At 66.6% G+C, this 11,425-nt stretch carries 14 protein-coding genes; 6 read left to right on the top strand and 8 right to left on the bottom strand.

The genetic code is table 11. The features are described 5' to 3' along the window. Positions 1–277 (top strand): hypothetical protein (locus tag E1263_RS43430; RefSeq protein WP_202869286.1); only part of this gene is annotated, 277 nt, incomplete at its 5' end. A gap of 119 nt (positions 278–396) precedes the next feature. Beyond that, positions 397–1,089 (top strand): class F sortase, encoded by a 693-nt coding sequence (locus E1263_RS43900; protein WP_238162007.1) that lies wholly within the window; start codon positions 397–399, stop codon positions 1,087–1,089. A gap of 27 nt (positions 1,090–1,116) precedes the next feature. Here the strand turns inward: E1263_RS43900 and E1263_RS39990 are convergent, their stop codons facing one another. Beyond that, the gene (locus tag E1263_RS39990; RefSeq protein WP_132177277.1) at positions 1,117–2,160 is read right to left on the bottom strand and encodes a DUF4241 domain-containing protein; all 1,044 of its coding nucleotides are present in this window, start codon (positions 2,158–2,160) and stop codon (positions 1,117–1,119) included. 155 nt (positions 2,161–2,315) lie between these two features. On the opposite strand from E1263_RS39990, the gene E1263_RS39985 reads away from it, so the two are divergent. Continuing rightward, positions 2,316–3,551, top strand: coding sequence for an RNA polymerase sigma factor (locus E1263_RS39985; RefSeq protein WP_238162004.1), 1,236 nt, complete (start codon positions 2,316–2,318; stop codon positions 3,549–3,551). A gap of 237 nt (positions 3,552–3,788) precedes the next feature. After that, positions 3,789–4,904 carry an IS701 family transposase gene (locus E1263_RS39980; protein WP_132177273.1) on the top strand — a complete coding sequence of 372 codons (1,116 nt, stop codon included), beginning with the start codon at positions 3,789–3,791 and terminating at the stop codon, positions 4,902–4,904. 56 nt (positions 4,905–4,960) lie between these two features. On the opposite strand, the gene E1263_RS39975 is transcribed toward E1263_RS39980, so the two are convergent. The 7 genes from E1263_RS39975 to E1263_RS39945 all read right to left on the bottom strand — a co-directional run bounded on the left by E1263_RS39975 (position 4,961) and on the right by E1263_RS39945 (position 10,390). Next, positions 4,961–5,749, bottom strand: coding sequence for a maleate cis-trans isomerase family protein (locus E1263_RS39975; RefSeq protein WP_132177271.1), 789 nt, complete (start codon positions 5,747–5,749; stop codon positions 4,961–4,963). A 5-nt stretch (positions 5,750–5,754) separates the two neighbouring features. Then, a complete protein-coding gene (locus tag E1263_RS39970) occupies positions 5,755–6,402 on the bottom strand; it encodes a transglutaminase-like domain-containing protein (protein ID WP_132177269.1) in 648 nt (215 codons plus the stop codon). 9 nt (positions 6,403–6,411) lie between these two features. Next, the gene (locus E1263_RS39965; protein WP_132177267.1) at positions 6,412–7,530 is read right to left on the bottom strand and encodes an acyl-CoA dehydrogenase family protein; all 1,119 of its coding nucleotides are present in this window, start codon (positions 7,528–7,530) and stop codon (positions 6,412–6,414) included. Positions 7,531–7,612: 82 nt separating this feature from the next. Further along, complete coding sequence (locus E1263_RS39960; RefSeq protein ID WP_132177265.1) at positions 7,613–7,987, bottom strand: ectoine synthase; 375 nt, start codon at positions 7,985–7,987, stop codon at positions 7,613–7,615. 39 nt (positions 7,988–8,026) lie between these two features. Then, positions 8,027–8,296 carry an acyl carrier protein gene (locus E1263_RS39955; protein WP_132177263.1) on the bottom strand — a complete coding sequence of 90 codons (270 nt, stop codon included), beginning with the start codon at positions 8,294–8,296 and terminating at the stop codon, positions 8,027–8,029. Beyond that, positions 8,293–9,726 (bottom strand): AMP-binding protein, encoded by a 1,434-nt coding sequence (locus tag E1263_RS39950; protein ID WP_132177261.1) that lies wholly within the window; start codon positions 9,724–9,726, stop codon positions 8,293–8,295. The genes E1263_RS39955 and E1263_RS39950 overlap by 4 nt, the downstream gene beginning before the upstream one ends. Before the next feature lie 220 nt (positions 9,727–9,946). Then, positions 9,947–10,390, bottom strand: a complete 444-nt coding sequence (locus E1263_RS39945) for a MarR family winged helix-turn-helix transcriptional regulator (protein WP_132177259.1) — start codon at positions 10,388–10,390, stop codon at positions 9,947–9,949. Between the two features lie 156 nt (positions 10,391–10,546). On the opposite strand from E1263_RS39945, the gene E1263_RS39940 reads away from it, so the two are divergent. Then, the gene (locus E1263_RS39940; protein WP_132177257.1) at positions 10,547–10,867 is read left to right on the top strand and encodes a DMT family transporter; all 321 of its coding nucleotides are present in this window, start codon (positions 10,547–10,549) and stop codon (positions 10,865–10,867) included. A 50-nt stretch (positions 10,868–10,917) separates the two neighbouring features. Further along, positions 10,918–11,334: a DMT family transporter gene (locus tag E1263_RS39935; protein WP_132177255.1), complete on the top strand. Its 417-nt coding sequence runs from the start codon at positions 10,918–10,920 to the stop codon at positions 11,332–11,334. Positions 11,335–11,425: the final 91 nt, after the last annotated feature.

Here is an 11,425-nt window from a genome sequence, read left to right as displayed (position 1 = left end):
CGACTACGCCGCCCACTACCCCACCGACCACGCCACCGACGACACCTCCGACCACTCCCCCCACCACGCCACCGACCACGCCGGCAACGACCCCCGCGACTACTCCGGCCACCACGCCGGCGACAACACCGGCAACCTCGACAACGCCTCCGACCACACGACCCACCGGCGGACAGACCTCTCCGACCAGTACGCCGGTGCTGACGACCTCGCACTCCCCGTCGGCGGGTGTACCGACGGCGGTCGACGCAGGCATCGGCGGCGATTCGGGCGGTAGCGCGACACACAGCGGATCGTGGTCCAGTCTCGGTGGAGGCCTACTCGCAGCCGGCGGATTGATGCTGGCCGCAGGTGCAGCGCTCGTCCTCCGGCGCCGGGGACGGCACAGTAGCTGACGTGACCAAAGCCCGGCGTCGCGGTCGGCCCGCCCCACTTCGGTGGAGCGGGTCGATCGCCGTTGCCGGAATTGGCCTCGCCGTGGTTGGCGGCTACCTACAGTTCGGCGACCGCGCGGGTGCCACCGGACCTGACACGCCGACCGTGGCAACGCGACCCGTTCCGCACCGCGTCTCACCGAGTACCGTCCGGACCAACCTGCCGACGCCGGTCAAGAAGGCCACGACGGTCAAGCCGCCGCCGAAGCCCGCTGCCCAGCCGGGTAACCCGCTGCGGCTGTCCATACCCCGGTTGCAGGTCTCGGCCGTAGTACTGGGAATCTCCACCGAACAAGGGGCTCTCACTCCACCCTCCAACCCGCGCAAGGTCGGCTGGTGGTCCGGTGGAGCTCAGCCCGGAGCCCGGCTCGGGTCGGCCGTCATCACCGGTCACACAGTGCACACCGGCGGCGGTGCGTTCGACGACCTGGAACAGCTCCAACCGGGTGACACGATCGGCGTGAGGACGAGCAACGGACAACTCAGCTACCGCGTCACGGCCGTCACGACGTACCGCAAACAGGCGCTGGCGAAGAACGCACCGCGGATCTTCGATCAGACAGTGCCCGGCCGCCTGGTCCTCATCACCTGCGAGGACTGGAACGGCAAGACCTACCTCAGCAACGCAGTCGTCATCGCCCAACGAGTCGCCTGACCACACGCGTGCCTCGAACGATCACCTTCAGTCCGAACCGCTGACGTCCTCGCTGTCGTCGGGAAGCACCAGGAAATCGACTACAAGCGAGGCGATCGTGCCGTCCTCGGCCACTCCCCAGTAGCACGGGTACGCGCCGTCGCCGTAGCCACTCGTCACCATGACCGCATCGTTCACGTCGCCGGTGAGACTGAACACGACGCCAGGAACGTCCAGGAGCCGCTGGGAATGCTCCTGAAACAACCCCTCGACCTGCTGCGCCTCGCAACTCACGAGAGTCGCGAGATCGAGGATCGCCACGTTGCCCGCATCCACTCCAATGATGTTCGACTCCCCGGCCACCTCGGCCGGATGCCAACTGACCGCCGGCGCCTCCGAGACGAGCAGGCGGAGTGCGATGTTCGTCCCTGCAGCTCTAGAGACCTCGACACAGTAGGTACCGGCGCCCAACCGGCGAGCGAGCGGCGCCAGCCCGAAAGCGCCGTACCCGAAGTCCCGGACGGCGAGCACCCCCGAGCCGTACGTCACCTCTCCGAGGCCGACGACCTCAAGCGGAACCGTTTCGCCGAAGGGGGCGACCGGACGTCCCTCCGCGAACAGACCAGCGACGTCGAGCTCCAGGGCTGAGGGCAGGCCGGCGTCCAAGCTCGCTGCGTTCAGCATGGCCTCGGCCTCGGCAGGGCCGACCAGCGGAACTCCTGGTGGGTCCAGGAAGCAGCGAAGCTGACAGATCCTCCACAACCCGTCGGCGCACACAAGTCGGTACTCGTAATAGGTCGGCATCGAACCGTCGAGAACTGAGCCGACTGTCGCGCGATCGGCCTCGACCTTCACCTCGGTGATGGACTCAAGTGCGGGATCGTGCGCTGCGTGCGAACTGAGCACGTTCTCCTCGCCGGTCCTGGCTCCGGTCGTGAAATGAACGCCGACAAGCACCGCCAGTTCACCAACCCATGCCTCGACCGCTTGGTCGAGGCTCGAAGGACTCGGCGGTTTGCCGGCCCGCTCCCAACTCCGATGGAAGTCGGAGATGAAGCCCTCTACGCGTGCACGCACCTCTGTCTGACTCACGGACCGACGGTACCGGCGAGACAGGCCGCAGAGACGCGCTCAAGTGGTCGCGATGAGCAGTGCGGCGGCGCCGGCGATTGGGCGTAGTGCCCTCATGGTGTCCTCCCCCAGGAAATCTGGGTAAGCGTTGCATGGGATGTATTAGCGTGTCGAAAGTGTTCGGAGACCAGGGCTCGGCAGGCGAAGTGATCTCGCGCATCCACCGGGAAGAGTGGGCCCGAGTGGTGGCCGGGCTGGCTCGGCGGTACGGCGATCTGGATATCGCCGAGGAGTCTGCCGCTGAGGCGTTCGCGGTGGCGGTGGAGCGCTGGCCCGAGGACGGCGTACCGCCTAATCCGGGGGCCTGGCTGACGACCACCGCGAACCGGAAGGCCATCGACCGGCTCCGGCGCGAAGCCAAGCGCGACGATCGGCAGAAGGAAGCACAGCTCGGGTACGACGAGCCTGTGGAGCCGCTGGGTGTCATCGACGACGAGCGGCTGCGGCTGATTTTCACCTGCTGCCATCCGGCGTTGGCGCCGGAGACGCGGGTGGCGTTGACGTTGCGGATGGTCGGCGGCCTGACGGTGCCGGAGATCGCGCGCGCGTTCCTGGTGCAGGAGACGACGATGGGTGCGCGGATCACGCGAGCCAAGGCGAAGATCAAGGCCGCCAAGATCCCCTATCGCGTCCCCGACGAAGAGGACCTGCCGGCGCGCGTGTCCGGCGTACTGGCGGTGCTCTTCCTGGTCTTCAACGAGGGCTACCTGGCGACCGGCCCCGACACTGATCCGGTCCGCCACGACCTGACCGCCGAGGCGATTCGCCTGACGCGGCTCATCCGCGGGCTCCTGCCGGATGACGGCGAGGTCGTGGGTCTGCTGGCGTTGATGCTGCTGACAGAATCCCGCCGTACGGCGCGTGTCTCGGCAAGCGGTGAGCTCATCCCGCTCGGTGAGCAGGACCGGAGCAGTTGGGACGCCGCCCTGATTACCGAAGGCCATCAGCTGGTCCGCGAACGGCTCGCCGCCGGGGTCGCGCCCGGTCGGTACCAGGTCCTCGCGGCAGTCAACGCTGTCCATACGTCGGCCAAGGACGTCGACGAGACCGACTGGTCGCAGATTGTCGCCCTGTACAACCAGCTCATCCGCCTCGACCCTTCGCCGGTCGTGGCCCTCAACCGCGCGATCGCCGTGGCGGAGCTGGACGGCCCGGAGGCGGCGCTGACCACCATCGAGAGTCTCGGACCGGCGCTGGCCGGCTACCACGCCTATCACGCCACCCGCGCCGAGCTGCTCCGCCGGCTGGGCCGCAGCGAGGACTCCCGGGACGCCTACACGCAGGCGATCACGCTGTCCGGAAACACCGCCGAGGCCGCCTATCTGAGCCGCCGCCGGGGCCAGCTCGGTTGACCGGGACAACCATTCAATTCAGGTCGAAACAAGCAATCCAAACGCTTGCCTGAATGCCCGGACGGTAACGGAGCAATGACCCAGACGCATTATTTGTGAGGCTTTGTGAAACGTAGCCTGGCAACATGGTGAAGTTGCAGTCAGGTGCCCCTTCGGACCTGAAAAAACATAGCGGCATTCTTTATTCTCTGAGAGCGTCCACCGCTGCGGGTGGGCCTCAGGGGAGGAAACCACACCATGGCTGCGCCACCGACCGCCTTCGGCCGCTTTACTGACCAGTTGTTCAGCCGAATACCCAGGGCCGATCAGCGGCGGTGGGCCGAGGTGTACGTCCAGGGACTCCTGACCACACCGGGCAAGAAGACGGTCCGGCGGATGGCAGCAGCCGTCACCGATTCCGATAGCGCCGCGCAGGCCCTGCATCAGTTCATCAATGCCAGCCCGTGGGAATGGGAACCGATCCAGACCGCATTGATGCGGTGGGTCGAACGCCAGACCTGGCCGCAGTCGTGGACCATCGCCCCGGTCGTCATCCCGAAACGCGGCGGCCAGTCCTGCGGAGTTCACCGCAGATTCATCCCCCAGACCGGTCGCACCGTGAATTGCCAGATCGGCATCGGCTCTTTCCTGTCGTCGGAGACCGAGGATCTCCCGGTCGCCTGGTCGATGCTGCTGCCCGAAGAATGGTCCGATTCCGCGCTGCGCCGACGCGCGCGGATCCCCGGCGACCCGACGACGCCCACAGAAGCCGTCATGGAGCTCATCAACGGCCTGTCTCCGCGCCGATCGCACCGGCCGATGCCAGTGGTGACCGACCTCGTCGGGTACGTCGACACTTGCGCCCTGATCCACGGTCTGGTCGAACGCGCGCATGACTTCGTGATCGCCGTACCGGACAACCTGCTGCTCCAGCCGGGCAGCCACCTGGCCGCGCGGCAGTGCGCCGAAGGCACTCCGATCCGCGCCGCCCAGTTCCTCGCCGAACGCACCGGCCCCGCCCAGCACGCAACCGGGCTCGTCTACCTACCTCGCACCCAGACCAGGCCCGGGCTGCAGCGCACCTACCGCTTGTTCGAGCGCCGTGCGGACAAGGGCCGGCCGGGTGGCCTGTGGCTCACCAACATGACCAACCGTCCCTTCGACGAGCTGCTGACTCTCGTCGACGGGCTGGCGACCACCCACGCCACCATCGGCCGCCTGGAGCGCGACTTCGGGTTGCGCGACTTCGAGGGCCGCTCCTACCCGGGCTGGCATCACCACATGACGCTGGCCTCCGCGGCGTACACGTATGACCGGCTGGCAACGCACCGGGCTCAGGAGCTCGACCGGCCGTACCTCCGCATCGCCGCCTGACAACAGACAAAGGGCCGCGCTCTCCAGTTCACGAAGAGCGCGGCCCTGACGTATGCCTACGGCTTGGTGCTGAACAGCTGCCCGTAGTCGGTGATCCCCGCGGCGACGTCGGCCGCATCGGCCAGGTGCAAGGCGTGCCACATGATCGCCTGGTTTGCGGTGACCACGTTGAAGCCGAGCTCCTCCTCGAGCGGCTTGATGGTCCCCACCGCGCGAATCCCGTTCCCGGCCACCAGTACGGCGTCCGGCTTGTGCGCCGCCACCGTCGTACGGATCCAGGCGGACAGATTGGTCGGCGTGATCGCCTTCTGGTTCGACGGCAACCCACAAGGACCATGGTGTACGACGTCGAATCCGAACTCACCGAAGTAGTCAGCGCCCTGCTGGGACAGGCTGTCGTCGAACCACGGCGGGTTCACGATCGCGATCTTCTGCGCGCCGAGCGCGTGAAACGCCGCCCGCGCCGCCTTCGTCGTACCGGTGATCGGGAACCCGCGGGTGACCGGCTCCAACCGCTCGTACAGCTCCGCCTCGCCCTTCGCCTTCAGTACGTAGCTCGACGAGGTGAAGCCGAGCGCCAGCGCGTGCAGCGGGGCCGCGGCCACCAGCTCGACCGCCTGGTCCAGGAACGGTGGCTGAACGAAGGCGAGGACGGGGTCGTGCGGAATCTTCTCGTCCATCTCGCCGCCGGCGCGCATCGCCGCGAAGTGGATCCGCGATCCGTGGATCGACACGGACGCCGGCGCCATTGCCTGCAGCTCGGCCTCCGGGCCGACATCGGCATGCGGTACGACGACGCCGATCCGGGTGCTCGCGTCCCAGCCGTCAAGGGGTGCGTTGATCATGGCGTCTACCGTGCTTCTGCGGCGAGGCTGCCGCCGCTGACGGTTCCGCTGCCGGAGAGGAACTTGGGGTGCTTGGCCCGCATCGTCTCGATGACGAAGTCGTACGGGACGTCGTCGAAGCTGCCGTGGTCGACCAGGAACTCCATCGAGCCGCCACTGCCGGCGGGGTGGTAGAGGCTGTCGGAGGTGCCGTCGAACTCGAGGGCCTCCATCCCGTACAGCTTGCAGAGCATCTTGTTGAAGACCGGTGTGGCCTTGACCCACTTGCCGTTCAGGTAGACCTGCGTGAGGCCGTGGAAGAACACGTCGCCGCCGATGTGCTCGATCAGTCGCGGCGACGCCAGGTGGTTGCGCACATCGCCGTACACGAGCTTGGACGGGATACCGAGCGCCCGCACGGCTGCGGCGTAGACCACGGACTTGTGCAGGCAGAAGCCGGACTTGGCCTTCACGGTGCTCGACGCCTTGAGGCCCTCGGGCGACAGGTCGGCGTCGTACACCTCGTAGAAAATGCCATCCCGTACGGCGTAGTACAGCTCGATGGCGTTGGTCGTCGGGTCCGCCGAGCGGTCCTTGACGGCGTGGTCGATGAATCCCTGGACCTCGTCGGTTTCGTAGTCCAGGAAGGCGGTCGCACTGGTCAGGTCAGTCATGAGTACTCCTCAAAGGCCCATCAGGGTGGCGATGCGGTTGCGCTGGATCTCGGAGCTGCCCGAGTAGATCGTCCCGGCGATGGAGTTGCGCAGCTCGCGCTCGATCCCGAACTCGGTCAGCACCCCACGACCGCCATGGATCTGTACGGCATCCAGCGCCGTTTGAAGGTTGGCCTCGGACACGATCGTCTTCGTGGCCGCGAGATCGAAGGCGGCGTCCTGGCCGGCCTCGACCTTGGCGCCGGTGTCAGTCAGCCACTTCCGCGCGGTCTCGATCCGCATCTTCATGTCGGCGAGCTTGTGCGAGATCGCCTGGAACTTGCCGATCGGCTGCCCGAACTGGGTCCGCCTCTTGGCGAACGCAACCGTCTCCTCGAGCCGCCGCGTCATCTCGCCGAGAGTGAGCGAGAAGCCGAACAGGACCTCACGCTTCATCACGTAGTCCAGGACCAGGAAGCCGGCACCGTGGGCACCGATCCGGTGGGCCGCCGGGATGCGCAGCTCGTTGAATTCCAGGGTGCCGATCGGGCTGGTGCGCAGGCCGATCTTGTCCATCACCGGACCAACTGTCAGGCCAGGCGTGTCAGCCTCGACCAGCAACGTGGTCAGGCCGAACGGGCCCGCCTTGCCGGTGCGCACATACAGCAGGAACAGGTCGGCGATCGGTGCGTTGGTGATGAACATCTTGCTGCCGTTGACGACATAGTCATCGCCGTCGCGGTGCGCGACCGTGGCGATGTTCGTCGCGTCGGAGCCGCCGGACTCCTCGGTGATCGCATGCGCGGTGATCAGGTCACCGGCCATGATGTTGGGCAGGTAACGGTTCTTGAGCTCCGGCGAGCCGAAACGCTGCATCGGGATGCCGACGGACACGATCTGCGTCGAGGTGGAGAAGGACAGGCCGGCATCACGTGAGGTGTAGCCGAGGCCTTCCAGTGCACGCATCGTGTCGGGCAGGCTGCGGCCGTCGCCGCCGAGCTTGGGGTCGAACGGAGTCCGCAGGATCCCGGACTCCTGGATGGCCTTCCACTTGTCCAGCGGAAAGGCACCGGCCGTGTCCGACTCCTGCAGGCCGGCATTGAGCTGCTCTGCCCACGGGGTGGCGAGGTGGAAAAGGTCGTCGTTCAAGAGGTGTCCTAGGCTCGACTGCGGGCGTTCGGGGCGGGCCTGCCGGTGGTTGCGCTGGGCAACCACCGGCGGGCTTGCGTGCTCAGTACTGCGAGAAACCGTCCGCGGACAACGTGTGCTTCTCGTTGCCGACGATCGGCGGGTTGAAGACCGAGATCAGGTGCAGGTCCTCGTCGTCGGACGCGATCAGGTAGTGCGGGTCGTTCTGATTGAGGGCGTACATGCTGCCCTCGACGATCTTGTGGCGGGTGCCGTCCTTCTCGACGACCTCACCCGAGCCGCTCACGCAGAAGCAGGCCTCCAGGTGATTGCGGTACTGGAGGGCACTGGTGGTGCCGCGCCGGACGTAGGTGTCGCAGATGGCAAAGCCCATCCCGTCGGCCTCGGTAAGGACGCGGTAGCTGAGGCCATTGCCCCACTCGACAGGGGCGATGGTGTCGATGCTGCGGACGATCATTTCGGGCGTTTCTCCTTGCTGGGTTGGACGGAAGGTGTTTCAGGCCGCCGTGGTGGCGGCGGAGTTGGTCTTGACGAGCTCGACGATCGCGTCCAGGCTGCGGAAGTTGTCCGGGCCGAACTCGATGTCGTCGAAGGAGACCTGGTAGGTCTCGGTGAGGTGCGAGATGAGGCGGATCAGGCCGAGGCTGTCGATGACGCCGTTGTCGATCAGGGCGTAGTCACCGGTCAGGTCGGAGGCGTCCTCGCCGGCCAGGTACTCCGCCACCACATAGGCGCGGATCTCGGCGGCGATGTCCTTGCTGGTCATGTGAGGATCTCCTTCAGACGGTTGCTCTTGATCAGGTTTCGGTCCGGCTTGCCCGTCGACGTGCGGGGCAGCGGTACGTCGGTGATGTGCACCGACGTCGGGATTGCGTGGCGAGGCAGGTGTTCGCCTGCGTGCGATCGCAGCCGCAGGCTGGTGAGCGTGCTGCTCGGGTGCCGGCTGACGTGGGCGTGCAGCCGGACGCCGGCCTGCTCGTCGGGCAGCGGTACGACGACCGCCTCCAGCACCTCGGGGTGAGCGGAAATCACCTGCTCGACTTCCTGGAGGTTGGTGCGCACACCGCGGACCTTCACCTGCCAGTCCGCCCGGCCCTGCAGGCTGTACAGGCCATCGTCGTCCCGGGTTACAAGGTCGCCGGTGCGGTAGAAGGTGCGGCCGTCGATCACGGTGAACGTGTCGGCGTTGAGCGTGGAGTTCAGGTAGCCGTCGGTCTGGAACGGCGTTGCCACCAAGAGCTCACCGGCTTCGCTGACGAGCGCGTCGGTCCCGGCGATCGGCCGGCCGATCGGCATCTTGCCGTTCAACTTGGCCGGGTCGACCTCGTAGATGAACGAGTCGTTGGTCTCCGTGCAGCCGAAGATGTTGTGGAAGCGCGCCTTCGGGAAATCCACGCTGACCGGTTCGAGCAACGCGGCCGGCACGCTGTCCCCGGTGAAAATCACCTCGCGGACGGAAGGGAACGTCGTACCGGCTTCGGTGAGGAGGCGGTAGAGCATCGGGACGCCCTGGACGAAGGTGACGTCGTGGTCCGCGACCTGGGCGTGGACGTAGGCGCCGTCGGTGGCCTTGCCCTGATCGACCAGGACGACCTGCGCTCCGAGCTGCAGGAACGTCCAGATGTCGAGGAGCGCGAGGTCGAAATTGAGCGGTGCATAAGAGAGCGCAACGTCGTCGGCGCTGAGCGCGAACTCCGCGGTGGCCCAGGCGGCAAAGGCGTCGAAGCCGGTGGCCGCGATCGGCACGATCTTCGGCGTACCAGTGGAGCCTGAGGTCGTTAGCAGCAGGCAGGTGCGCTTCGGGTCCGCCTTCGAGAAGCCAGCCGCTGCGGTCTCGTCACCCTCGACCGGCTCCGCCGTCAGGACATCGGTGGCGGTGAGGACGTGGGTGGCTCGGGCCTGCTGCGACAGGCGGGCCAGTGCGGCCGCCCCCAAGTCAGGAGCCGGAGCCAGTACGACGAGGCCTTCGTGGAACGCGGCGAGCAGCAGTGCGATGGTCTCGGGCGACTTGTGCGCCGGAACGCAGACCGTACTTCCGGCCGGGAGTTCCAGCTCGATCAGCCGGCCGCGGTAGTCCTGCGTGAGCTCGATCAGCTCCCCGTAGGTGACAGTGCGGTCATTGAAGACCAGGGCAGTTCGGTGGGGCCGGTGGACGCCGTGTACGGCGACCGCGTCGGCCAGGCAAGGCGATGGCACGGGCGGATTCCTCGCGCTAGGGAAAGTCTCTGGGCGGTGCACGCTCGTGAGTTTCGAAGGTTCCGAAGCTGGGGCGGCGGTGCCGAAGGTATCCCGCGAGGTACATGCTTGGTCAAGCATCTACTTGGCGAAGTAGTAGTGAGCAGGATCATTGGTGCTTGCACAGGCAAACAAAAACCCCCGCACGCCGTCGCGGCGAGCGGGGGTTTCGGGGTGTGCTCTAGGAGGTGCGCAGCGCCTGGACGGTCGAGCCGAGCTCCGGGTCCGCGGCAAAACCGTTCAGCGCGGCCGAGAGGACCTCGACATACGTGGCGTGGGCGGACTGATACCGCTTGCGGCCTTCGTCGGTGATGACGGCGTACACACCGCGTTTGTCCGACGGGCAGAGATCCTTGAACGCGAAGCCGGACGACTCCAAACGCCCAACCAAGCGCGTGATTGACGACTGACCAAGGCCAACCTTGTCGGCGAGATCCTGCATCCGCAGCTCGCTGGTCTCGGAGGCGACAAGGTGCTCGAGGGACCGATACTCCGACAAACCGATCCCGTGCCGGCTCTGTAGTGCGAGCGACAACTCGCGCTCCACGCGAGCGTGCAGGGTGAGCACTCGGTCCCACGCGCTGCGGTCAGAAGTGCGCGGGGGCGCAAGGTGCGAGGTCGTCATGGAGTGCGGTCCTCCTCGGTTGATTCTTGAACCAGAGTACATGCCCGTGCAACCTCCCGGGGTTTCCCATCGCCCGATCTTTCGCGTACAGTCCTGGCCAGACGCTTGCATGTACAAGCAACTCAGTTCTGTACAAGCACCAACGGAGGACATCTCATGCACTGGCTCCTACTCGCCATCGCCGTCGTCTTCGAGGTCGTCGTGGCGATCGCGGCCGGCAAGGCCGACGGTTTCAAGAACCGCAAGTGGACGATCATCACGCTCGTCAGCGGCGCCCTCGGCACCTTCTTCCTCAGCCGCGCGCTGCTCACCTTCAACGTCGGGGTCGGCTACGCCCTGTGGACCTCGATCTCCGGGATCGGCATCACGCTGCTCGGCGTCCTGGTCTTCGGCCAGAAGCTCAGCTGGCGCAAGGGCCTCGGCATCGCGGCGATCATCGCCGGTGTCGTCGGCCTGCAGCTCAGCGGCGCTGCGTAAACCTCACCACCACCCCGAAAGACCTGCTCACCGTGAAGGGAACCACTCAGATGTCCTCGACCACCCCGTCTGCCGCCAAGTCCTGGCTCATGCTCATGCTCGCCGGTGTCTTCGAGATCGGCTACGCACTGTCCGTCGGCGGAAGCGAAGGCTTCACCCGCCTGAGCTGGTCCCTGGTCGCCGTCGTCTTCTTCCTGCTGACGCTGTGGGCGCTGAGCGCTGCCCTGCGCACCATCGAGGTCAGCATCGGCTACGCCGTCTGGGCCGGTATCGGCGCCGCGGGTGCCGCTGCCCTCGGCCCGGTTTTCTTCGACGAGGGCCTCACCCTGGTCCAGTCGCTGTGGCTCGGCCTGATCATCCTCGGTGTCATCTGGCTCAAGCTCGCCGACAAGCTGGACGCCGCCGCTGCCAAGTCGTCTGCCGTCGAGCAGCCGAAGACAGAGAAGGCAGAGAACGCCGCGGTCTGACGCTGTCCCTTGTCCCACCCGGGGCGGTAGCGCTCCCGTCCGAGCCGCCGGACCGCCCCGGGTGTTTGCAGCTCCGCCCCGGCTTTTCCCC

Origin of the sequence: Kribbella antibiotica, from assembly GCF_004349055.1 — a bacterium.
In the GTDB taxonomy this organism is placed as follows: domain Bacteria; phylum Actinomycetota; class Actinomycetes; order Propionibacteriales; family Kribbellaceae; genus Kribbella; species Kribbella antibiotica.
The sequence above is the reverse complement of the archived record's forward strand: the minus strand, read 5'-3'. Positions and strand labels throughout refer to the sequence as shown.